This window comes from Saccharopolyspora sp. 6M, from assembly GCF_020176775.1.
Lineage (GTDB): Bacteria > Actinomycetota > Actinomycetes > Mycobacteriales > Pseudonocardiaceae > Saccharopolyspora_C > Saccharopolyspora_C gregorii.
The window spans coordinates 1-23,822 of sequence record NZ_JAIUJZ010000104.1; the positions used below are offsets into that span (position 1 = coordinate 1).

Here is a 23,822-nt window from a genome sequence, read left to right on the forward strand (position 1 = left end):
GAACCGGAGAACCGGAGAACCGGAGAACCGGAGAACCGGAGAACCGGAGAACCGGAGAACCGGAGAACCGGAGAACCGGAGAACCGGCGCGTCGCTTTCGGGCTGGATCCGCAATGGGTGCTCTACGAAGGCCGCCCCATCGCCTCCGCCCTGGTCATGTCGCACGAGGACCAGCGCGCACAACTCGCGGCAGCGGTCCCGGAAGCGCTCGGCACCGCGGTCGTAGCCGGTGACGCCTGCTACGACCGACTGCTGACCAGCCTCCCCTGGCGCCCCGCCTACCGGCGGGCACTGGGCGCCGATGATCGGACGCTCATCACGATCAGTTCGACGTGGTGGTCGGAATCGCTGCTGGGAAGAGTTCCCGACGTCTTCTCCCGGGTGTTGGACGAATTCCCCTCCGACGAACACCGGTTCGCCGCCATCCTGCACCCGAACATCTGGTACGGGCACGGCCGGAGCGAAGTGCACCGCTTGCTCGCACGGCACCTGCGGGCGGGACTCGTGCTGGTCCCACCGGAATTCGGTTGGCGCGCGACGCTGATCGCCTCCGATTACCTGATCGGTGATCATGGCTCCGTCACCACGTACGGCGCCGTTCTCGGCATCCCCACCCTGCTCGGTTCATTCCCGGCCCGCGAGGTCGCGCCGGGCTCGCTGGTGGACGTCGTCGGTGCCCGCGCTCCGCGGCTGGCCGAGCACGAGCCGATCGGCCCTCGGCTGGCTGCGGCCGAACGGGCCGCCGCCTCGTTCACCGACCTGGGCGGACGGCTCACCTCGCGCCCGGGTGAGGCGGCCGGAGCGGTGCGGCGGGTCTGCTACGAGCTGCTGGAGCTGCCCGAGCCCGAGGAGGAACCACCGGTGCCGCCGGACGACCTCAGCGGTCTCCCCGCACCCGCGGCCTGCCTGCCGACCGCGAGCCGCGCCCGCACCGAGGTCGAACCCGACGGCGGTCTGCGGGTGGTCCGGCATCCCGTGGATCTGCCACGCACCACGGCCGACGGGGCGTTGGTGGTCGCGGCCGAACATCCCGGGCGGAGCTTGCGCGAAGCCGCCGACGTGCTGGTGCTCACCACGGGCGACTGGGGCGAGCACGTGCACGACTGGCTCCGGGACGCGCTCGACGCACGTCCCGGATCGCTGCTGGCCGCAGCGGTGCAGGGCGACGCGTGCCTGGTGCGGACCCGCTCCGGCCGCACGGCGCGGATCAGCCCGCGGGTCCCGGGCGCGGGCCGGCCGATGTGCTTCGCCGCCGCGGTGCACGGCTGGCTCGCCGCAGGCAGGAGCATCGACGAGCTCGGGCCGGAGACCTCGGTGAACGGGGTCCGCGTTCAGCTGTCCTGATCCGACCCCGCGGCGGCCCGCTGCCGTCCCAGCACCATCGCGAGATCCCTCGCTTCCTGCCGTCGGAGCAGTGCCTTCTCGGCGTCCCCCGCCCCATCCAGGGCTTCGGCGAGCAGTTCCAGCGCCGTTACCTGCCAGGACCGCATGCGGAGTTCCGCGAAGACGGCCAGCACCCGTTCCAAGCGCGGCAACGCATCGGCGCCGCCGGTGCGCAGTTCCAGCTCGGCCAGCGGCAGTTCGACCTTCGCCAGGTTGCCGCGTTCACCGTTCGTCCGGAAGACCTCCGCGGCGGCCAGCAGCTCGGGGCGCGCCTCGTCGTACCGCCCCACCGAGACCAGGACCCGACCGGCGTTCAGCCCGTACAACGCGAGCGGACGCGGCCGGTGCTCCGGGGCGAACCGGGAGCGGATGATGGCCCGGGAACGCTCGAAGCACTCCAGCGCCGCCTCGGGGGCGCCCGCGCGCTCGTGCACGAACCCGGTCCACTCGGTGGCGCTCTGCTCCGCGAGCGCGTCCCCGCACGCGACGGCGATGCGGCGGGCCCGTTCGAACTGGACGCGGGCTTCGGCGTCGTCGTGCGCGGCGAACAAGCCGGAACCGTACTGCGAGACCATTCGAGCCAGCACCGCGGCATCGCCGAGGGCTTCGGCGGCGCGGATGCCCGCCAGGTGCGCGTCGAGCAGGTCACCGAACAGGTCTCGGTCGAACTGGTAGGTGAACAGGCTCTCGCAGAGCTGCCAGACCCGGTCGTGGAGGCCGAGGGATTCGGCGACCCGCACTGCGGCGAGCAGGTTGAGCCGCTCGGTGTCCAGGTCGTCCAGCGCCTTCCGCCGCGCCTTCGGCCCGGTGTGCGCGGCGGACACGGAGTCGTACCGCGTGCTGAGGCGGCGGCGGGAGCTCAGCACGACGTCCCGGGCCATCGCGAACGAGTGGTAGTGCTCGACGAGCCTCGTCAGCGCCGCCGCCTGGTCGGCGACGGTGTCCGCATCGCGCCCGGCGTCCTCCGCGTGCCGCTGCAGCAGCGGGTGGATCCGGTACCGGTCACCGGTCACGCCGAGGAGACCGACCCGGCGCAGTTCCGCCAACACCTCTTCCGCCTCGAACTCCGAGGTGCCGAGCAGCGCGGCCACCGCCGCGACGCTGAACTCCGGGCCGGGGTGCAGTCCCAGGAACCGGTACGCGCGGGCCTCGGCGGGCGGCAGCTCCCGGTAGCAGACCTCGAACACGCCGTGCACGAGCCGCTCGCCATCGAAGTGCAGGTGGGTCAGCAGTCCGGAGCCCTCGACGACCCGGTCCACGAAGGACTCGATCGACGACCGCCCGCGCAACCGAGCACCCGCGACGCGCAGCGCCAGCGGAAGCCGACCGCACGCCTCGGCCAGCTTGCGCAGCGCGGCCGGATCCAGCGGGGTCTCCGGCGTCCCGGCCGCCTCCGACACCAGGGCCAGGGCGTCGTCCAAGTCGAAGGGCTCCACGGGGACGTGCTCCACGCCGCCGTCGCCCAGCAGATCCAGCGCGTACCGGGTCGTGACGACCACGCAGCTGCGCGGGGAAGGCGGCAGCAGCGCCTTCACCTGGCGCGAGGTCGCGGCATCGTCGAGCACGATCAGCAGCTCGCGGTGCGCGGTGAGCGTGTGGAACAGGTTCACGCGTTCGCGCTCCGTGATGAGCGCGCCGACCTCGGTGACGCCGAGATCGCGCAGGAAGGCGCCGAGCACGTCGAACGGTCTCGCCGGTCCGGTCGGCGAGGCGCCGCCCAAATCGGCCACCAGCACCCCGTCCGAGAACTCGTCCTGCACCTGGTGCGCCCAGCGCAGCGCCGTCATCGTCTTGCCGACACCGGGCATCCCGGGGAGCACGACCGTCAGCGGGCGCTGCTCGTCGTTCGCGAGCCCCCGCAACCGGTCCAGTTCGGCCAGCTCCACCACCCTGTTCCGGAACCCGTGGTGGCGCGGGTCGCGCGGCAACGTCCGCGGCACCGGGAGCTCGGCGCCGTCGCGCGACTGCACGATGAGCCGCTCGACCCGGCCGGCCTGCACGACGTTGCCGTGCACCGGAGCGCTGTTGCTGTTGTTCGACCAGACTGGTTCGCTCATCGCCACCCCCGGGCCGGTGATCGTCTCGAAGCCGGAGCCTACCTGCCACTCCCGACGCTCCGTGACCGTTCGGACACGAGGCCGGTGACGGGTTTGGTCTTCCGGCGAGCGGATAACCGGTGGGGATGATCAGTGACGACGCGAAGGTGCGGGAGCAGATGGACGACGCGGGCGGAACCCGGCGAACGGATGCCTGCCGATCCGGGCAGGTGAAGCTGGGGCTGATCACCGATCCGGACCTGCCGGAGCAGGTGGCGCGACACCTCGCGGACGAGTTGCCGGAGCACCTCGGCGACGACCGCGAGTGGACGGTCGAAGTGGACGTGGACCCGGTGACCGCCGGCGAGCACAGCACCCGCGACATCCTGCGCGCCACCGCCGACCGGCTGCGGGAACGGGACTGGGACTACGCGATCACCCTCACCGACCTGCCGGTGCGGGTGAACCGGCGGCCGGTGGTCGCCGACGCGAACCTCGACGGCCGGGTCGCGGTGGTCTCGCTGCCCGCGCTGGGCGGCACCCAGCCGTACCGGCGGTCCCGCCAGGTGGTGCTGCAGCTCGTCGACGAGCTGACCGGTCGCGACGGCGGCGCCGACCACCGCTACGGGCTGGACAGCAAGCTCACCGAAGCGGTCGCGCCCATCCGCCGCACCAGCGAGCAGGGCTCCGACGACGGCGAGGTCGACGTCCGCTACACCGCCACCCGCAGCCGCGGCAGGCTCCGGCTGCTCAGCGGCATGGTGCGCACGAACCAGCCGTGGCGGCTGGTGTTCGGGCTGCGCAACGCGCTGGCCGCGGCGGTGGCCACGAGCGCGTTCGGGTTGTCGTCGAGCACGATCTGGCAGATCGGCGACATGCTCGGCGCCGGGCGCCAGGTGCTCGCCGCGCTCGGGTCGGTGGTGATCCTGGTGGGCTGGCTGATCGCCGCGCACGGGTTGTGGGAGAAGCGGCGCCGGGACAGCGCACGGGACCGGGAGCAGGTGCTGCTCTACAACATCTCGACGGTGGCGACGCTGACCATCGGCGTCGGCTGCATGTACGCCGGGCTGTTCGTGATCAACCTGCTGGTGGCGCTGTTCGTGGTCCCGCCGGAGCTGCTGGCGAGCAGTCTGGGGCACGAGGCCGACTTCACCCGGTACCTGGCGCTGGCGTGGGGGTTCACCACGATGGGCGTGATCGCGGGTGCCTTGGGATCCAGCCTGGAGACCGACGCCGCGGTCCGGCAGGCCGCCTACGGCTACCGCGAGGAGCAGCGGCGCAACGAGCGGCGCGCGGAGGACGAGGACGGCGGCTCGGACGGGCGGCGCGCGAGGACCGATCGGGACGAGCAGGACGGGTCGCGGCAGGACGACGACGCCCGCGACGAGGACCGGTCGCCCAGCGAGGACGAGCAGCGCGCGGAGGACCAGCGCCGCGAACAGGACGAGCAGCAGGACTGATCGTCCGGCCCGGCGGTGCGGACGGCCCTCGCACCGCTGGGCCGAACGGGTGATCTCGCGCTGCCGCGCGCGGACCGCGCCCTTCGCGCCGCGCACCTCGCCCGACCAGCGCCGAACCACCGGCCCCGGCGGCCGGGCTACGCCGTTCGTCCGAAATGAGCGAAGGCCGACCAGCTCACACATAGTTGCATGGCGCAACCTTAACGTTAGCCTTGCGAAGCAGGTCGAAGCCGACGGAAGGTGCTCACGTGACCAGTACCCACGAGCAATGGGACATCGTCTCCGGCGTCGGGATGACCGCCCTCGCCGTGGCGGCCGCACGCGCGATCGAATCCCACCGGGACGACCGGCTGATCAACGACCCCTACGCCGAGGGCCTGGTCGCCGCCGCCCGATCCCCGGCGCTCGCCGAGATGGAGAACTCCTCCGCCGAGATGCTGGAGACCATGTCCGGCTACCTCGGCGTGCGGACCCGGTTCTTCGACGAGTACTTCCTGCGCGCCGCCGCGGGCGGGGTGCAGCAGGCGGTGATCCTCGCGTCCGGGCTCGACACTCGCGCGTTCCGGCTCAACTGGCCCGAAGGCCTGCGGGTCTTCGAGATCGACCAGCCGAAGGTGCTGCAGTTCAAGGACGAGACGCTGGACCGGATCGGCGCGCAGCCCGGCAGCGACCGGCGGGTCGTGCCGGTGGACCTGCGCGACGACTGGGCGAGCGCCCTCGAAACCGCCGGGTTCGACGCCTCGCTGCCCACCGCGTGGCTCGCCGAAGGACTCCTGCCCTACCTGCCCGCCGAGGCGGAAGCGCAGCTGCTGGCCATCATCGACCGGTTCTCCGCCCCCGGCAGCAGGATCTCCATCGAGCACATGACCGGACCGCGCGAGGAGTACGTCAGCGACGAGCTCCGGAACCTCGCCCTCGAATGGGGCATGGACCTGCAGGCCCTGTTCAGCACCGACGAGCGCCCCGACCCCGGCGAGGTGCTGGCCGGGCGCGGCTGGAACGTGCGGCGCGAACCCACCAACGAGATCACCGCCGGCTACGGACGCGCGCTGCCCGGCCTCGGGGAACGCTTCGCCGAGCTCGGCTGCATGATCACCGCCTTCCGCGAGAAGTGAGCCCCGCACGCACCGAGCGGCCCGCCTCCCCCACGGGAAGCGGGCCGCTCGCGTTCGCACTTCGTCCTGTCAGCGGCGGAACCGCTGAGCAGCAAGCCCGGGAAGGAGTTCAGCGGACCACCAGCACCGGGCAGCGGGCGTGGTGCACCAGCTTCAGCGCCACCGAACCCACCATCATGCCGGTGAACGCGCCGTGGCCCTTGTTGCCCAGCACCATCATGTCCGCCTGCGGCGACAACCCCACCAGCTCGTCGACCACGTGCCCGCGGATCAGCCGGGGCCGGATGTCGACGTCCGGGAACTCCCGCTGCACCGCCTCCGTCGTGCCGTCCAGCAGCTCGCGGGCCCGCGCCTCCAGTTCGGAGTCCGGAGTGGGCAGCCGGTAGCCGAACTGCACCGGCTGGTGCCAGACGGCGATGGCGTGCACCAGCCCGCCCACCTTCGTGACGTAGTCGGCGGCCCAGCGCAGCGCGCGCCCGGATTCATCGGAGCCGTCGATGCCCACTACCACGGTCTGCGGCATGATCGCATTCCTCTCGGTCGCGTCCCCCGACCGTATGGCACCCGCGGACCGGCGCGCTACTGCTGGTCGACCGCCTGCACGCGGATCACCGCGGAGCCCTCCTCGTCGGAGGCGGCCAGATCGACCTCGGCGCTGATGCCCCAGTCGTGGTCGCCCGCCGGGTCGGCGAAGATCTGGCGCACCAGCCAGCGCTCCGGCTCTTCGGTGATCATCAGCATCGCCGGGCCGCGCGCGTCGGCGTCGGTGCCGATCTCGTCGTACTCGGCGAAGTAGCCGTCCAGCGCCTCTTCCCACGCCTCGGCGCCGAACTCGGGGTCCAGCTCGCCGAGCGGGGTGGTCCAGCGGCGGGCGGCGAGCTCCACGCGGCGGAACAGCGCGTTGCGCACCTGCACCCGGAACGCCCGCTTGTTCTGGGTGATCCCGGCGGGGGCCGCCTCGGCCGCCGCCGGCTCGGCGGTGATCTCGGCACCCGGGTTGCGCAGCCGCTCCCACTCGTCGAGCAGGCTCGAATCGACCTGGCGGACCAGCTCGCCGAGCCACTCCACCAGGTCGGTGAGCTCCTCGGTCTTCGCGTCCGCGGGCACCGTGTGGCGCAGCGCCTTGTAGACGTCCGCGAGGTAGCGCAGCACCAGCCCCTCGGACCGGGCCAGGCCGTAGTGGTTGACGAACTCGACGAAGTTCATCGCCCGCTCGAACATGTCCCGCGCCACCGACTTCGGCGACAGCTCGTGCTCGGCGACCCACGGATGCCCCTTGCGGTACATCTCGTAGGCCGCTTCCAGCATGTCCTGCAGCGGCTTCGGGTAGGTGACGTCCTCCAGCAGCTCCATCCGCTCGTCGTACTCGATGCCGTCGGCCTTCATCTGCGCCACGGCCTCGCCGCGCGCCTTGAACTGCTGCGCCGACAGCACCTGCCGCGGGTTGTCCAGAGTGGACTCGATGACGGAGAGCACGTCCAGCGCGTAGCTCGGCGACTCCACGTCCAGCAGCTCGATCGCGGCCAGCGCGAACGGCGACAGCGGCTGGTTCAGCGCGAAGTCGAACTGCAGGTCCACCGTCAGCCGCACCCGGCGGCCCAGCTCGTCCGGCTCGTCCAGCCGCTCCACCACGTCCGCGGCCAGCAGCGCGCGGTAGATCGCGATGGCGCGCAGGATGTGCCTGCGCTGCGCCGGGCGGTCCTCGTGGTTCTCGGTGAGCAGGTGCTTCATCGCCGCGAACGCGTCACCGGGGCGGTTGATCACGTTGAGCAGCATCGAGTGGCTGACCTGGAAGCTGGAGATCAGCGGCTCCGGCTCGGCCTCCACCAGCTTCTCGAAGGTCTTCTCGCTCCACGACACGAAGCCCTCGGGCGCCTGCTTGCGCACCACCTTGCGCCGCTTCTTCGGGTCCTCCCCCGCCTTCGCCAGCGCCTTCTCGTTCTCGATCACGTGCTCCGGGGCCTGCACCACCACGTAGCCCGCGGTGTCGTAGCCCGCGCGGCCCGCGCGCCCGGCGATCTGGTGGAACTCGCGCGCCTTCAGGTGCCGGGTGCGCACCCCGTCGTACTTGGTGAGCCCGGTCAGCAGCACGGTGCGGATCGGCACGTTGATGCCGACGCCCAGCGTGTCCGTCCCGCAGATGATCTTCAGCAGCCCCGCCTGCGCCAGCTGCTCCACCAGCCGCCGGTACTTCGGCAGCATCCCCGCGTGGTGCACGCCGATGCCGTGGCGCACCAGCCGGGACAGCGTCTTGCCGAAGCCCGCGGTGAACCGGAAGTCGCCGATCGCCTCCGCGATCTTGTTCCGCTGCTCGCGGGAGGCGACGTTCACGCTCATCAGGCCCTGCGCCTGCTCCATCGCCGACGCCTGGTTGAAGTAGACGACGTAGACCGGGGCCTGGTTGCCGCCCAGCAGCTCCTCGATCGTCTCGTGCAGCGGCGTCAGCGCGTAGCGGAAGGTCAACGGGATCGGGCGCTCCGCCGAGCTCACCACCGCCGTCGAACGGCCGGTGCGGGCGGTGAGGTCCCGTTCGAAGCGGGTGACGTCGCCGAGCGTCGCCGACATGAGCACGAACTGGGCCTGCGGCAGCTCCAGCAGCGGCACCTGCCACGCCCAGCCGCGCTCCGGTTCCGCGTAGAAGTGGAACTCGTCCATCACGACCTGGCCGAGCTCGGCCTGCTCGCCGTCGCGCAGCGCCAGGTTCGCCAGGATCTCCGCGGTGCAGCAGATGATCGGCGCGTCCGCGTTCACGCTGCTGTCACCGGTCATCATGCCGACGTTGTCGGCACCGAAGACGTCGACCAGCGCGAAGAACTTCTCCGAGACCAGCGCCTTGATCGGCGCGGTGTAGTAGCTGCGCTTGCCCTCGGCGAGGGCGGTGAAGTGCGCGCCGGTGGCGACGAGGCTCTTGCCGGAGCCGGTGGGGGTGCTGAGGATGACGTTCGCCCCGGTCACCACCTCCATCAGCGCTTCTTCCTGCGCCGGGTAGAGCTCGATGCCCTGCTCGGTGGTCCAGGTGGTGAAGGCGTCGAGCAGCGCGTCCGGTTCGGGCGAGGCGGGGAGGTGGTCAGTCAGCTTCATGGCACCCCCGATCGTCCCTGGTCAGCTCCGACGCGCCGCAAGCGGGGTCCGCTGCGGCGGCGCGCCGCGACAGACCTCTGCTCCGCCCGCCGGGTCGGCCGATCCGCCCGCGCTCACTCTTCCGAGTGATGACCGGGGGCGCGGGGGTGGATCGGAGCAGCGGGGATCACCGAGACTGGTCGCCATGCCGGAGCGAATGGTGCGGTTCGTGGGTGGGCCGCTGGACGGACGAACGCAGGACCTGCGCGACTCCGAAGCCGTGCTCGGCAGACTCCTCCGGCACATCCACCTGCACGACGGGCCCAAGATCGAGACCTGCTACCGGCTGCGGTACACGCCGGAAGCGGGCTGGGAGTACCACTTCAGCGGGCACTGACCGGCCCAGCGCACAGGCGCCGCGCGGGCGCTCCCCGCGCACCGAGCACGAGCCCTCCGCACGCGCCGACCGGAAGCCCGCCCACGTGGCGGCCGGAAGCCCGTCCCGGACGGCGGGGCGGGCGGCTGACCTCGCGGAACGCCGCTGCGCGCGCCAGTGCGCCCCGCGGAATCTTGGGACGTGGGTCACAGGAGAAGCGGCGTTCCGGGCCGGTGCGGAGTCCTACCATCGACTGTCATGGCGCCCACTGACCGGCTCTCGACGACGAGCAGCCCCCGGCCCGGGCTCAGCCTGGCCGGCGAATTCCCCCGGCCGACCCACGAGCAGTGGCTGGAGCAGGTGGAGAAGGTCCTGCGCCGGACCGGCCGCATCCGCCAGGACGATCCGTCGCCTGCCGACGCCGCGGCGCTGCTGGACTCCCCCGGGTACGACGACTTCACGGTGCGACCGCTGTACTCCGCCGACGCGGACCTGCCGGCCGCGGGCGTGCCCGGGTTCGCGCCGTTCGTGCGCGGCAGCAGGCCGCAGGGGTCGGTGGCGGAGGGCTGGGACGTGCGCCAGTCCCACGGCGGCCCGGACGCGACGGCGGTGAACCGGGAGGTCCTCGCCGACCTCAACGGCGGCGTCACCTCGCTGCTGCTGCGGTTCGGCGCGGGCGGGCTCGCGGTGGGCGACCTCGGCGACGCGCTGCACGGCGTGCACCTGGACATGATCGGCGTGGTCCTCGACGCCGGGGACGAGGCACCGGCCGCGGCCGCCGAGCTGCTGCGGCTCGCCGCCGAGCAGGACGTGGCGCCCAGCGCGCTGCGCGGCAACCTCGGCGCCGATCCGCTCGGCGTGCAGGCCCGCACCGGTCGCGAGACCGGCCCCGAGCAGGCGGTGGAGCTCGCGCGGCGCTGCGCCGCGGAGCACCCCGGGTTGCAGGCGATCACCGTCGACGCGCTGCCGTACCACGACGCGGGCGGCTCCGACGGCGAAGAGCTCGGCGCCTCGCTGGCCGCCGGGGTGACCTACCTGCGCTGGCTGACCGAGGCGGGACTGGACGCCGACACCGCCTGCGGGCTGCTGGAGTTCCGCTACGCCGCGACCGCCGACCAGTTCCTCACCATCGCGAAGCTGCGCGCCGCGCGGCGGGTGTGGGAGCAGGTGGCGCGCCGCTGCGGCGCCGCCGAGCCCGCCCGCGCCCAGCGCCAGCACGCGGTCACCTCCTCGGCGATGCTGACCCGCCGCGATCCGTGGGTGAACATGCTGCGCAGCACGATCGCCACCTTCGCCGCCGGGGTCGGCGGGGCGCAGGCCATCACCGTGCAGCCCTTCGACGCCGCGATCGGCGCTCCCGACGAGTTCGCGCGCCGCGTCGCCCGCAACACCCAGGCGCTGCTGCTCGACGAGTCGCACCTGGCGCAGGTCATCGATCCGGCGGGCGGCTCCTGGTACGTGGAAGCGCTCACCGACGAGCTCGCGCGGGCCGCGTGGCGCTGGTTCCAGGAGATCGAAGCCGCCGGTGGGCTGCCCGCCGCGCTGTGCTCCGGGCTGGTCGCCGACCGGCTCGCCGCCACCTGGGACCGCCGCCGGGCCGCCATCGCCGACCGCAGCGAACCGATCACCGGGGTCAGCGAGTTCCCGAACCTCGGCGAGGAACCGCTGCATCGCGCACCGGTCCCGGCTCCGCCGGGCGGCGGGCTGCCCCGGGTGCGCTACGCCGAGGAGTTCGAGGCGTTGCGCGACGCCGCCGACGCCTGCGCGCAACGACCCCGGGTCTTCCTCGCCACGCTCGGCCCGCTGGCCACCTACACGGCGCGGTCCTCGTTCGCGCGGAACCTGTTCGCCGCGGGCGGGCTGGACGCCGTCGAAGCCGGCCCGACCGAGACCACCTCGGACGTGCTCGCCGCCTACGCCGAGAACCCGTCGCCGGTGGCGTGCCTGTGCTCGGCCGACAAGGTCTACGGCGAGCGCGCCGCCGACACCGCGCGAGCGCTCAAGGAAGCGGGCGCGCAGACCGTGCTGCTGGCCGGGAAGCCGGGGCGACCACCGTCCGAAGTGGACGGTCTGGTGTTCACCGGCTGCGATGCCGTCGAGGTGCTGCGCGCGGCGCACCGCACGTTGGGAGTCGAGTGATGAACCACAGCATCCCCAACTTCGCCGACATCCCGCTGGACCGGGACGCCGAGCCGGCGGCCGCCGCGAACTGGAACTCGGCGGTCCTGTCGGCCACCGGCAAGGAATCCGACGCGCTGGTGTGGGAGGCCCCCGAGGGCATCGGGGTGAAGCCGCTCTACACCGCGGCCGACACCGAGGACCTCGACTTCCTCGGCACCTACCCGGGCATCGCACCGTTCCTGCGCGGCCCGTACCCGACGATGTACGTCAACCAGCCGTGGACGGTGCGCCAGTACGCCGGTTTCTCCACCGCCGCGGCGTCGAACGCGTTCTACCGCCGCAACCTCGCCGCCGGGCAGAAGGGCCTGTCGGTGGCGTTCGACCTGGCCACCCACCGCGGTTACGACTCCGACCACCCGCGGGTGTCGGGTGACGTGGGCATGGCCGGGGTGGCGATCGACTCGATCTACGACATGCGCCAGCTGTTCGACGGGATCCCGCTGGACGAGATGAGCGTGTCGATGACGATGAACGGCGCCGTGCTGCCGGTGATGGCGCTCTACATCGTCGCCGCCGAAGAGCAGGGCGTGGCACCGGAACAGCTCGCGGGGACCATCCAGAACGACATCCTCAAGGAGTTCATGGTCCGCAACACCTACATCTACCCGCCGCAGCCGTCGATGCGGATCATCTCCGACATCTTCGCCTACACCTCGCGGCGGATGCCGAAGTTCAACTCGATCTCCATCTCCGGCTACCACATCCAGGAGGCCGGAGCGACGGCCGACCTGGAGCTCGCCTACACCCTCGCGGACGGCGTGGAGTACCTGCGCGCGGGCCGGCAGGCCGGGCTGGACATCGACTCGTTCGCCCCGCGGCTGTCGTTCTTCTGGGGCATCGGGATGAACTTCGCGATGGAGGTCGCGAAGCTGCGCGCGGCGCGGTTGCTGTGGGCGAAGCTGGTGAAGGAGTTCGGCGCGAAGAACCCGAAATCCCTGTCGTTGCGCACTCATTCGCAGACCTCCGGTTGGTCGCTGACCGCTCAGGACGTGTACAACAACGTGGCGCGCACCTGCGTGGAGGCGATGGCCGCCACCCAGGGGCACACCCAGTCGCTGCACACCAACGCCCTCGACGAGGCGCTGGCGCTGCCCACCGACTTCTCCGCGCGCATCGCCCGCAACACCCAGCTGCTGCTGCAGCAGGAGTCCGGCACCACCCGCGTGATCGACCCGTGGGGCGGCAGCCACTACGTCGAACGACTCACCGCCGATCTCGCCGAACGCGCCTGGGCGCACATCACCGAGGTCGAGGACGCCGGTGGCATGGCGCAGGCCATCGACGCGGGCATCCCGAAGCTGCGCGTCGAGGAGGCCGCCGCGCGCACCCAGGCGCGCATCGACTCCGGGCGGCAGCCGCTGATCGGCATCAACAAGTACCGCTTCGACGGCGACGAGCAGATCGAGGTCCTCAAGGTCGACAACGCCGAGGTCCGCGCCGAGCAGCTGGACAAGCTGCGCCGGTTGCGGGAGGAGCGCGACGAGGCCGCCTGCCAGGACGCGCTGCGGCGCCTCACCGGCGCCGCCGAGGCCGCGATGTCCGACGAGCGCCCCGACGACCTCGACCACAACCTGCTCACCCTCGCCGTGGACGCGGCGCGCGCGAAGGCGACCGTCGGCGAGATCTCCGACGCGATGGAGAAGGTCTTCGGCCGCCACGCCGGCCAGATCCGTACGATCTCCGGGGTGTACCGGGAGGAATCGGGACCGTCGAAGTCCTTGGAGCGGGCGCTGGAGGTCGTCGAGCGCTTCGCCGAGGACGAGGGCCGCCGTCCCCGCATCCTGGTCGCCAAGATGGGCCAGGACGGCCACGACCGCGGCCAGAAGGTGATCGCCTCCGCGTTCGCCGACGTCGGCTTCGACGTGGACGTGGGCCCGCTGTTCCAGACCCCCGCCGAGGTCGCGCGCCAGGCCGCCGAGTCCGACGTGCACATCGTCGGGGTGTCCTCGCTGGCCGCCGGGCACCTGACGCTGGTGCCCGCGCTGCGCGACGAGCTCGCCGCGGTGGGCCGCGAGGACATCATGGTCGTCGTCGGTGGCGTGATCCCGCCCGCGGACTTCGACGCGCTGCGCGAAGCGGGCGCGAGCGCGATCTTCCCGCCGGGCACGGTGATCGCGGACGCGGCGCTCGGCCTGCTGGAAGAGCTCCGAACCCGGCTCGAACTCGACTGATGCCGCGCGAGATCGACGTCGCGGACTACGCCGAGGGCGTGCTGGGGGGCTCCCGCACGAAGCTGGCGCAGGCCATCACGCTGGTCGAGTCGACCAAACCGGCGCACCGGGCCAAGGCCCAGGAGCTGCTGGTCCAGCTGCTGCCGCACAGCGGTGGCGCGCACCGGGTGGGCATCACCGGGGTGCCCGGGGTCGGCAAGTCCACGTTCATCGAGTCGCTCGGCACCTCGCTGACCGCCGCCGGGCACCGGGTGGCGGTGCTGGCGGTGGACCCGTCCTCGACCCGGACCGGCGGCAGCATCCTCGGCGACAAGACGCGGATGGCGGCGCTGGCGGCGGATCCGGCGGCGTTCGTGCGCCCCTCCCCCTCCGCGGGGACGCTCGGCGGCGTCGCCCGCGCCACCCGGGAGACCGTCGTGCTGATGGAGGCCGCCGGGTTCGACGTGGTGCTGGTGGAGACCGTCGGCGTCGGGCAGTCCGAGGTCACGGTGGCCGGCATGGTCGACTGCTTCCTGCTGCTGACGCTGGCGCGGACCGGCGACCAGCTGCAGGGCATCAAGAAGGGCGTGCTGGAGCTCGCGGACCTGGTGGCGGTGAACAAGGCCGACGGCCCGCACGAGATGGACGCGCGCAAGGCCGCGCGCGAGCTGCGCTCGGCGCTGCGGCTGCTCACCCCGGTCAGCGCCTCGTGGACGCCGCCGGTGGTGACGTGCAGCGGCCTCACCGGCGGCGGCCTGGATGCGCTGTGGGAGCAGGTCGAGCAGCACCGAGCGACGCTGGCGGAGTCCGGCGAGCTCGCCGAGAAGCGCAGCCGCCAGCAGGTGGAGTGGACCTGGGCGCTGGTGCGCGACCAGCTGATGGCCGAGCTCGCCGCGCATCCCGCCGTCCGGGAGCTCGTCGACGACGTCGAGTCCGAGGTGCGCGCGGGAGGGCTCACCGCCTCCCTCGCCGCGGACGAGCTGCTGCGCGCGTTCCGCGAGCGGTGACCGAGCGCTGCATCCGCTCGGGACGTCCGAGGATCATGGCCCGCACGTCCGCACGGGTCGTCGAGGCCGAGCCGGTCGGCGACGCGGGAATCGACGCGTTGATCCGGCAGTGCAGCGCCGAGGTCGTACGCGAGGCTCCTCCGCTGAGCGGGGCGAAGGACCGCGCCCGCCACTGCCCGCAGGCCGGGCATTCGGGTAGTGCGGCTGCTCCGGATGGCCGTTCTTCCGGACTTTCCGGGAGGTTTCGCCCTGCCGAGGCGCCCGGAGGCGGTACACCGTCCTCGGACACTCGCTTCGGAGGTCGGGATGGCCGAGGAGATCCGCAACGTCTTCGCCGGAACCGCGCGCAACGTCGTGCAGGTGGGCAAGGTCGACGGCGACGTGCACTTCCACCAGCGGGCCGCTCCGGAGGCCCCGGTGCCGAAGCAGTTGCCCGCCCGCGTCGCGCACTTCACCGACCGCGAGACCAGCTTGGCCGCACTGGACTCCTGGCTGGCCGACCCTTCTGCGCCGACCTGGCTGATCGTCGGTTCCGGGGGCGTCGGGAAGACGTCGCTGGCCGCCTGCTGGGCGCACCGGGTGCGGGACCGGTTCCCCGACGGCGACCTGTACGTGGACCTGCGCGGCCACCACGTCGATCGCAGGCGGGACGCGAGCGAGGCGCTGGACGAGATGCTGCGCGCGCTGGGCGTTCCCAGCGAGCGGTTGCCCGTGGACGCCGACGCGAAGTCCTCGATGTACCGGACGCTGCTGACCGGTCGCCACATCCTGATCGTGCTCGACAACGCCGCCGGCGCCGAGCAGGTCCGCCCGCTGCTGCCCGGTTCCCCGCCCTGCCGGGCGTTGATCACCAGCCGCAACCGGTTGACGAGCCTGACGGCCAGAGAAGGAGCCACCCGGATGTCGCTGGACGTGCTGCCACCGGACCGCGCGATCGAACTGCTCCGCAAGGCCGCGGGCGCCGACCGGGTCGACGCGGAACCCGATGCCGCCGTCGCACTGGCCCGGTACTGCGGATTCCTGCCGCTGGCACTGCGCATCGCCGCAGAACGGCTCGTCGCCGGAGCGCACCTGCGGGTCGCCGAGCTCGTCGAGGAGCTGGCCGACGAGCGCGACCGGCTGGACGCGCTGACCGTCGAAGAGGACGAGTTCACCACGGTGCGGGCGGTCTTCTCCTGGTCCTACCGCTCGCTGCCAGCGGACGCGGCGCGCCTGTTCCGGCTGCTCGGGCTCGCCGAGACCCCCGACATCGGCTTGGACGCCGCGACGGCGCTGAGCGGGCTCACGCGCAGCAAGACCCGCCGGTTGCTGGACGTCCTGGTCGGAGCGCACCTGCTCGACGAGCACCGGGCGCAGCGCTACCGCTTCCACGACCTGCTCGGCCTCTACGCCGCCGAATGCGCGCGGCACGATGAGAGCGAGGCGGCACGTGACGCCGCGGTGCGCGGGCTGCTGTCCTGGTACCTGCACGCGACGATCGCCGCGTCCTGGCCGGCGGCGCCGAGCTTCACCCGGATCCCGATGGACACGCCCGATTCCCCCGGCTCCATACCGGAATTCGCCGATCGCCCGGCCGCGCTGCACTTCTACGACGAGGAGCGCGAGAACCTGAAGGCCGCGGTCCGGCAGGCTTCGGCACGCGGGGAGCACGTCTTCGGCTGGCAGCTGCCGGTGGCGATGTTCGCCTTCATGCTGTCGCGGCGGCCGGTGGCCGACTGGCTGGAGACGCACCGCATCGGGCTCGCGTCCGCCCGCGCGCTCGGCGACGAGCTCGCCGAAGCCTGGCTGCTGACCAGCGACGCCATCGCGTGGGGAACGGTGCACGAGCACCAGAAGGCGCTGGCGGAGCTGCAGCGCGCGGTCTCCCTGTGGGAACGGGTCGGCCCGGAGTGGGCGCACGCGTGGGCGCTGCGCGACCTCGGCAGCGTGTACTACGGGCTGGGCCGCGACGCGGAGGCCGACGAGACGCTGGAGCGCGCTTACGCCATGCACGTCGCGCTGGGCGACGAGTGGGGCGAGGCCACCGCGTTGAGCGCGCTGGCCAAAGCCGAGTGCCGCCTCGGGCAGTTCGACGAGGCGATCCCGCACCTGCACCGGGCCATCGCGATCCGCCGCTCGCACGGCGACCGCCGCAACGAGGCCAGCTGCTTGAGCGAGATCGGCCTGGTGCTGGGAGCGATGGGCAGCACCGACGAGGCCGCCGAGCACTTGGAGCAGGCGCTGGCACTGCACCAGGAGACCGAGTACGGCTACGGCGAGGCCCTGGACCGCGAGCGGCTCGCCGACCTCTACGAACGCACCGGACGTCCCGAACAGGCTCGCGAGCAGCGCCGGACCGCGGCGCTGCTCTACGACGAACTCGGCGTCCCGCACGAGATCACCGGGTGAAGTCCGTACCGGTTCGGTCGCGCGGCGGGCGGACGGACACCCCGGGCACCCGTGCGGACGGCCGTCCCGGAGCGGTGGCGGACAATGCGGGCATGGATCTCAAGGTGGACCCCGGTTCCGGGGTGAGCCCGTTCGAGCAGGTGCGGTCCGGGATCGCCGAGCGGATCAACTCCGGGCAGCTGCCGGTGGGCGCGAAGCTGCCGACGGTGCGGGCGCTCGCGGCGGACCTGGGCATCGCGGCGAACACCGCGGCGAAGGCGTACCGCGAGCTGGAGCAGGCCGGGCTGATCGAGACCCGCGGCCGGGCGGGCACCTTCGTCGCCGCGTCCGGGGACCAGAGCAGCCGCCGCGCCGCCGAAGCCGCCGCCGCCTACGCGCGCACGACCCGCGACCTCGGCATCCCGCCGCAGGAAGCGCTCGCGATCGTCCGCGCCGCTCTCGGCCTCCCCGGCTGACCGGCGCCCGGCGGGCCCGGGAACCGCACCACGTCAGCCGTCGAGCCCGGCGAGCAGTTCGCGCAGCGGTGCGGCGAGGTCGGGGTGGTCGCCCATGTCGACGCGGTGCAGGGCACGGGCGGCGACGTAGCGCAGCGCGGTGGGCCCGTCCGGACCGTCGAGGACATCGGCGAACGTCTCCCGCACCTTCGCGGCGACCGGCGGCACGAGCAGGCTGCAGCAGTACAGCGAAGCCGCGTCGGTGCCCGCCGGTCCGCGCCCCCACAGCTCCCAGTCCAGCAGGCCGAACCGCGGCCGGACCAGGTTCGCCCAGTGCAGGTCGCCGTGCACGGTGTCCCAGTGCTGGACGTCCAGCTCGTGACCGAGCTTCTCCCGCACGGCCCGCTGGATGTCGGGTTCGTCGTTGCGCAGCCGCAGCGTCGGTACCACCCGGATCGTCTCCAGCGCGGTGCGCAGCTCCGACCACCACTGCTCGGGCAGGTCGACCTCGTCGCGCAGCACGTCGGTATCCGAGCAGCGCTGCCCCGGCACGAAGGTCATCAGCTCGGCGCGCTGCCGCCGCGTCTCCGCCAGTTCCCACTCCACCAGGCCGAGCACCCGCGGTTTGCGCACACCGGTGATCGCGTTGGCGTCGGCGTTGCCGGTCCACCAGTCCTCGTCGGCCCACCGGATCTCCTCGGAGACCACCCGCAGCCAGCGCGGGCCTTCGGCGCCGAGCACGGCCGCGCCGATGGACCGCTGCCGCCACCCGAGCACCGGCTCGCCGACCACGCGCACCGCGAAGTGCTCCGCGGCCCGGTCCAGGTTCTGCCGCATCCACGCGGCGAACATCTCGTCGGCTTCGTCGTTGGCTTCGTCGTTCGGAATCTCGTTCGGTGCCACCACCCGATCATGTGCCATCGGGTGGTGGCCCGCTCATCTCGGTCCCGTTCGCACCGTCCCCCGGGGCGGCCCGCGCCGGATCCACCCGGACCAGCCGAGGCCGGACGCGCACACCGAAGCACGGGTCCACAGTGGACTACTCGGTGGTGGGGCGCTGCGAAACACTCCCCATTCCCCGTCCGCCTCGGCTGATGACCCCGAAGACCAGGACCGATACGAGCAGCACCACCCCGACCAGCGACCAGATCCCGCCGGGCAGCCCGGAACCGGTCACGATCCCGTAGGCCACCGGAGCCAGCAGGAGGCCGCCGTTGACGCCGCCTGAGAACGCGCCCATGTTGCGCACCAGCAACCGCGGCGACGAGATCTCCTGCACGTACCCCAGGAACGCCGGCCCGATGACCATCTCCCCGATGGTCCACACGATCGTCGAGAGCACCAGCAGCCACAAACTGGGGTGCAGTCCGATCATCCCGAACCCGGCCGCGGCGAACAGCAGGCCCACCACGATCGCCCGGGTGTTGCTCCACTGGGCGGTCGCGATGTTCAGCGGCAACTCGATGACGACGACCATCGCGGCATTGAGGAACAGGATCACCCCGGCCACCAGCGGCGAGAGTCCCAACCGGCTGACGATGTAGAGGCTCAGCACGGTCGAAGGCAACGCGAACGCGAGCTGGGCCGGAAAAGCGGTGAGCATGAACGTCCAGAACCGCGCTTCGTCGCGGACCGAGCCGTGCCAGGCGTTGCCGCCGGTGCGCTCGCGTTCGCCCGGCACCTCGTACCCGACGGCCCACTTCCCGACCAACACCGCCGCGATCAGCCCGAACGCGGCATTGACCAGGAACAGCAGCGAGAACTGCCCCCAGGCGTAGAGCACCGACCCGATCGCCGGGCCCAGCCCCATCCCGACGTTGATGCACAGCCGCAGCGCCGCGAACGCGACCTTGCGGTGCTCGGCATCCACGGAGCGGGTGATCAGGGTGTAGCAGGCGGGGTTCACCATCTCGTAGCAGAAGCCCCACACCACGGTCGCGCAGACCAGCGCGGTCGGCTGCGCGGCCACGGCCGCCACCAGCAAGGCCACCGCCTGCACGCCGAGGGCCAGCGGGATGGCGCGGCCGGGAGAAAGCCGGGACAGGGTCGCCGGCATCGAGACGTCGGCCAGCAGCCCGCCCAGGCCGAAGCATCCGACGATCAACGTCACCAGCCCGGCGGAGACGTGCGCCCCTTCGGTCAGGTACAGCCCGAAGAACGGCAGCAGCACGCAGCCGGTGCGGAACACCAGGACCGCCAGCAGCAACGACCTGAGCGGCGCGAGCTGCGTCAACGACTCGGATCGGAACGCACTGCGGAGCACTCGACCACCTCGGAAGTCTGGTACCGGTTTCGTCGCCGAGCCGCTCGACGAGCGGAACGGATGCGGCAACGGGTTTCACGGCCGATTCGACCGCGCCCGTCCCGTGGTGCGCACGCGGACCAGCTCGGCGACCTTCGCCATCCGCTGCTCGCATTCGGACACCGAACCAGCCACCACCACCGCGAAACCGATGCGGGCGAAGTACCTCCTGCCCGGTTCGGGACGGATCAGCGTACCGGGCTCCACCAGCCAGGTCACCCGGTGCAACCACGGCAGCTCACCCTCTGCGGCATCCAGCTCCAGTGCGTCCACGACGCCGGATTCGTCGGTGTAGAAGAACCGGATTCCCGCTACCCGCGAGCGGACGACCCGCAACGTCGGCGGCACTCCCGCGGCCACGTCGGCCGCGGCAGCAGCCATGTCCACCCCCGTCGCCAGCTCGGCCAGGTCGGGGATGAGGTCGCCGCCGGAACGGCCGTTGACCTCGACCAGCCGAGGCCCACGTGCGGTCAGCCGCAGCTCGGTGTGCGTCACGGTGTTGTCGACGCCCAACGCCGAGTGCGCCGCGCGGACCACATCTCGCACCTGCTGCGGATCGGCCACGAGATCGGCCGGGTCGGCCACGACGTGCCCGAGTTCCTCGAAGTGCGGCGGATAGCCCAGCACCTTCCGGGCGAAGACCGGGCTCTCCACCACTCCGCCGTGGACCGCGCTGTCGACGCTGATCTCCGGGCCGTCCAGGTATTCCTCGACGAGCACGCCGCTGTGGTGCTCCCACGGCTCCGGCAGGCCGCTCGCGAAGGCCCGGTCGAACGCGGGTTCCAGCTCGGCGGGGCAGTCCACTTTCGACACCCCGAAGCTGGCCGACAGCGAACGGGGCTTGACCACGACCGGGTAGCCGATCCGGGCAGCCGCCTCGGCCGCCTCGGCCGCCGAGGTGACCAGCTCCGCCGCAGCGGAGGGGACGCCGTCCGCGTCCAGCGCCAACCGGGTGGCCCACTTGTCACGGCAGCGCGCCGCACCCTGCGGTGGACATCGCGGCACCCCCAGTTCCGCGGCGATCACCGCCGCCAGCTCGACGCAGGGCTCGTGGTAGGTCAGCACCCCGGCGACTGCGTAGCGCTGCGCGGCGCGCCGCGCGGTGGCCACGATCTCCGCGGTGTCCGCGGGATCGATCCGAAGTTCGGCGGTGATGTACTCGCGCTCCCAGGTCACCGGATCAGGAGTGAGCAGGACGATCGGATACCGCTCGGCGATCTTGCCGAGCATGTACTCCCGGTACTCGCTCTGACCGCCGCTCAACACCAGCAGGACCGGATCCAAGAGAACCTCCCAGTTCGTCTCACCGGGCGGGTGACCCGGAGATCTTCCACCGCGGGCACCGGCAGGCCGCATTGTCCGCCTCCTGGCGGCCGACCGCGCCGCCGACGCGCGGGAGCTCACGCTCACGCGGCCGGCCCGCGCCGTGCTCAACGGTCCTCGCCCGTGATCGGTGCTCCGGGGGCCACGATCAACGAGGAAGCACCGTCGTGCCGCTCCGGTCAAGCACGCACGCCGGAGAACACGTCGTAGTGTTCGCCGGGGATGACCTCCCGATTCACCTCGGACAGCCCGGCCTTCTCCAGCACCGCGACCAGCTGCTCGTGCGGCAGGTAGTGCGAACGCCGCTCGAACTCGTAGACGTTCCCGTCCACCCGCAGCTCGCTGTTCCACACCCGCATTCCGGTTTCCGGGTGCGGAGTCACCGTCTCGGACAGCTCCACGACGTGTCCGCCGACCACCATGCGCGGGCGCCGAGTCACCTGCGGCTCGGTGCGTTCCAGGTCCTCCGCGCGAGTGATGTCGATGTAGAGACGGCCGCCGCCGGGGCGCACGCAGCCGACGAACTGCCGCAGCGAATCGACGAGCGCTTCCGAGTCAGGCGAAGCGTCATCGTCCCAAGTACCTCCGTAGAGGTAAGATCCCCCGCCGCGGCACAGCACGACGTCGAACGAATCCTCGTACCGCTGCACCAAGCCGTCCCAGGTCAGCAGTTCGGGGGTGAGCTCGACTCCGGCGAGGCGGGCGTTGCGCTCGAAGTGGCGCAGCATCGCGGCGCTACCGTCGGAGCAGGTGACGTCGTAACCGCGTTGAGCGAGTTCGATCCCGGGGAATCCGGATCCGCAAGCGCAGTCGAGAACGCGCTTGCCCTCCGGAGGGCCGATCCACTTCGCGATGCTCTCGACCGCCAGGTCCCGCTCGAATTCGAAGTGCACGCAGAACTCCCAGAGGGCGCCGATATCCGGCTCACCCTCCTCGATACACTTGATCAGCCGCGGCTCGTTGATCTCCAGCGTTTCGCCATCGGAACCACCCTGCGGATTCATGCTGCCACCTTCTTCGTCTGTTCGGAGTTCTGATCACACGTAGCCGTACGAGCTGAGCACGTCGCCGAGCACCGACTCGGCGATTTCGCGATGCCGCGCGGTGAAGACCTCGCGCCAAGCGCCGATCTGGCCTTTGAAGAACGAGAAGGAGTCCTCCCGGAAAATCTTCTCGGCGACCTCGGCAGAGCTCGACCGGGATCCGACGAAGTCGAGTACCCGCCGGATGGCGGCGTCCTGGCGCTGTTCGGTTCCGAGCCCACGTGGCCCGACCAGCTCCTCGAAGGACACCGCGCACACTTGCGGATGGTGCAGCAGCCACAGCGCACGCCGATGGTCTCCCATGCACGGGAACGCTGGATCGCTCAGCGCGTACTCGATCTTCTCGTCCATCGTGGGGAACGAGTTCAGGATGGCGCTGAAAACCTTGAACTCGCTGAAGTTCCCGAATCCCGCGGCCGTCTTGCCCGACAGGAAGTTCACCATCGAAAGGATCACGTCCCGCGGGTCGCGGTACATGAAGATGATGCGCGGCTCGCCGGTATCGGCCCACTCCTGGATGAAGTTGCCGTCGATCTTCTTGATGTCCAGCTCGGGGAGGATCCAGCAGACGTTCTCCGGGGTGTCCGAGAACCGCGAGCCGATGCTGCGGGAACGCGCTTGAGCCACCAGCTCGGAGTTGACCAGGGTGGCTCCGTACCGATTCTCCAGCGGCAACCCCAGCCGGGCCTGCCACGCCCAGCCGAGCGCCTCCCACGCTTGCCCGGTGACCTGGTCGAACACGTCCGGATCGGCGTTCTCCAGCTCAGCGGCCCGCTCCGCGCCGTGGACGAGCCGGGCCGCGCGCAGGCGCGCTGGCCGGGAGAGTTCCGGCCGGATGTCATCGGTGATCCGGGACTGGCCGTACATCCCGTACCCGAGCGCGACCATCAACTCCTGAATCAGGTGAGTACCGGACTTCATCAGCGAAACGATGAGGACGCGCTCAGCGGGCCCGCTCGACGAGAAGGGTTCAGTCGACATTCTTGACACACGCTCCGGATCTCGTTCTTCTACAGCGAGCCACGCCGCAGGACCGACCGACACGACAATGCGCAAAGTTCAGCACGCAGAAGTTCCACACCTCCCCCACCCGATAACGGAGAGCACCGAAATTCCAGGAACCGACGTCAAGAACGAGAACCGATCGGCGAAGCAAAACAGAAGATGATCCGCGCTATCGAGCGGACCTTCGAACCACCGGACCCTCGGAGTTCGCCACTTAATTCGTTGATAACTTCTACACGACCCGACGAGCCGCGGTCAAGCGATCATCACCACGGCGCCGAGGCGCATCCCCAAAACCACCGATCGGAGCATTTCCCACCACTTCAGCCCACCTGGAACGGCCACGAGCGAACACCCTCAATTCCGACATAAACGACCGGGAAAAACGTGATCGGCGAGGGGGCTACCTCCTCGGCGGGGAAAGCACCTAGAGTATCGACTTCTACAACGAGGGGGCTAGTTGTACGGGCAATAATACGGGACGAATGGACTCGTCCCCGGCGCGCCGCAGTCAGGCGCTCGTCCAGCACCACACCGCCGGTTCACGCCGGCCGGAGAT

General features: G+C 71.4%; 16 protein-coding genes and 1 pseudogene. 9 read left to right on the forward strand and 8 right to left on the reverse strand.

The features are described from left to right. Nucleotides 1-1,344 (forward strand): annotated as a pseudogene (locus LCD31_RS15435) (hypothetical protein); the annotation flags it as partial. On the opposite strand, the gene LCD31_RS15440 reads toward LCD31_RS15435, so the two are convergent. Then, entirely contained in the window at nt 1,332-3,440 is a 2,109-nt protein-coding gene (locus tag LCD31_RS15440) for an NB-ARC domain-containing protein (RefSeq protein WP_224958947.1), read from the reverse strand. The pseudogene LCD31_RS15435 and the gene LCD31_RS15440 overlap by 13 nt on opposite strands. 125 nt (nt 3,441-3,565) lie before the next feature. On the opposite strand from LCD31_RS15440, the gene LCD31_RS15445 reads away from it, so the two are divergent. Both LCD31_RS15445 and LCD31_RS15450 read left to right on the forward strand, forming a co-directional pair. Continuing rightward, nucleotides 3,566-4,879, forward strand: coding sequence for a hypothetical protein (locus LCD31_RS15445; protein ID WP_224958948.1), 1,314 nt, complete (start codon nt 3,566-3,568; stop codon nt 4,877-4,879). Nucleotides 4,880-5,172: 293 nt separating this feature from the next. Next, nucleotides 5,173-5,994: an SAM-dependent methyltransferase gene (locus LCD31_RS15450; RefSeq protein ID WP_255615060.1), complete on the forward strand. Its 822-nt coding sequence runs from the start codon at nt 5,173-5,175 to the stop codon at nt 5,992-5,994. A gap of 109 nt (nt 5,995-6,103) precedes the next feature. Here LCD31_RS15450 and LCD31_RS15455 read toward each other — a convergent pair whose 3' ends face one another. Together LCD31_RS15455 and LCD31_RS15460 are read right to left on the reverse strand one after the other, a co-directional pair. Beyond that, a complete protein-coding gene (locus tag LCD31_RS15455) occupies nt 6,104-6,517 on the reverse strand; it encodes a universal stress protein (RefSeq protein WP_224958951.1) in 414 nt (137 codons plus the stop codon). A gap of 56 nt (nt 6,518-6,573) precedes the next feature. Continuing rightward, on the reverse strand, nt 6,574-9,075 hold the full coding sequence (locus LCD31_RS15460; RefSeq protein WP_224958952.1) for an RNA helicase: 2,502 nt from the start codon (nt 9,073-9,075) through the stop codon (nt 6,574-6,576). 184 nt (nt 9,076-9,259) lie between these two features. On the opposite strand from LCD31_RS15460, the gene LCD31_RS15465 reads away from it, so the two are divergent. From LCD31_RS15465 to LCD31_RS15490, 6 genes are all read left to right on the forward strand, one after another. Further along, nucleotides 9,260-9,451 carry a hypothetical protein gene (locus LCD31_RS15465; RefSeq protein WP_224958953.1) on the forward strand — a complete coding sequence of 64 codons (192 nt, stop codon included), beginning with the start codon at nt 9,260-9,262 and terminating at the stop codon, nt 9,449-9,451. 237 nt (nt 9,452-9,688) lie between these two features. Then, complete coding sequence (locus tag LCD31_RS15470; RefSeq protein ID WP_224958954.1) at nt 9,689-11,569, forward strand: methylmalonyl-CoA mutase family protein; 1,881 nt, start codon at nt 9,689-9,691, stop codon at nt 11,567-11,569. Continuing rightward, nucleotides 11,569-13,782 carry a methylmalonyl-CoA mutase gene (gene scpA / locus LCD31_RS15475; RefSeq protein WP_224958955.1) on the forward strand — a complete coding sequence of 738 codons (2,214 nt, stop codon included), beginning with the start codon at nt 11,569-11,571 and terminating at the stop codon, nt 13,780-13,782. Before LCD31_RS15470 ends, scpA begins: the two co-directional genes overlap by 1 nt. Further along, a complete protein-coding gene (gene meaB, locus LCD31_RS15480) occupies nt 13,782-14,768 on the forward strand; it encodes a methylmalonyl Co-A mutase-associated GTPase MeaB (RefSeq protein ID WP_224958956.1) in 987 nt (328 codons plus the stop codon). Before scpA ends, meaB begins: the two co-directional genes overlap by 1 nt. 306 nt (nt 14,769-15,074) lie before the next feature. Next, nucleotides 15,075-17,156 (forward strand): tetratricopeptide repeat protein, encoded by a 2,082-nt coding sequence (locus tag LCD31_RS15485; RefSeq protein ID WP_224958957.1) that lies wholly within the window; start codon nt 15,075-15,077, stop codon nt 17,154-17,156. A gap of 92 nt (nt 17,157-17,248) precedes the next feature. Then, entirely contained in the window at nt 17,249-17,611 is a 363-nt protein-coding gene (locus tag LCD31_RS15490) for a GntR family transcriptional regulator (protein WP_224958959.1), read from the forward strand. Between the two features lie 33 nt (nt 17,612-17,644). Here LCD31_RS15490 and LCD31_RS15495 read toward each other — a convergent pair whose 3' ends face one another. The 5 genes from LCD31_RS15495 to LCD31_RS15515 form a co-directional block, all read right to left on the reverse strand. Beyond that, nucleotides 17,645-18,493 (reverse strand): aminoglycoside phosphotransferase, encoded by an 849-nt coding sequence (locus tag LCD31_RS15495; protein WP_224958960.1) that lies wholly within the window; start codon nt 18,491-18,493, stop codon nt 17,645-17,647. 136 nt (nt 18,494-18,629) lie between these two features. Beyond that, a complete protein-coding gene (locus tag LCD31_RS15500) occupies nt 18,630-19,853 on the reverse strand; it encodes an MFS transporter (RefSeq protein ID WP_224958963.1) in 1,224 nt (407 codons plus the stop codon). 75 nt (nt 19,854-19,928) lie between these two features. Continuing rightward, nucleotides 19,929-21,176: an ATP-grasp domain-containing protein gene (locus tag LCD31_RS15505; RefSeq protein ID WP_224958965.1), complete on the reverse strand. Its 1,248-nt coding sequence runs from the start codon at nt 21,174-21,176 to the stop codon at nt 19,929-19,931. 218 nt (nt 21,177-21,394) lie between these two features. Beyond that, nucleotides 21,395-22,219 carry a class I SAM-dependent methyltransferase gene (locus LCD31_RS15510; protein WP_224958967.1) on the reverse strand — a complete coding sequence of 275 codons (825 nt, stop codon included), beginning with the start codon at nt 22,217-22,219 and terminating at the stop codon, nt 21,395-21,397. 33 nt (nt 22,220-22,252) lie between these two features. Next, complete coding sequence (locus LCD31_RS15515; RefSeq protein ID WP_224958968.1) at nt 22,253-23,302, reverse strand: sulfotransferase; 1,050 nt, start codon at nt 23,300-23,302, stop codon at nt 22,253-22,255. Nucleotides 23,303-23,822 lie beyond the last annotated feature (520 nt).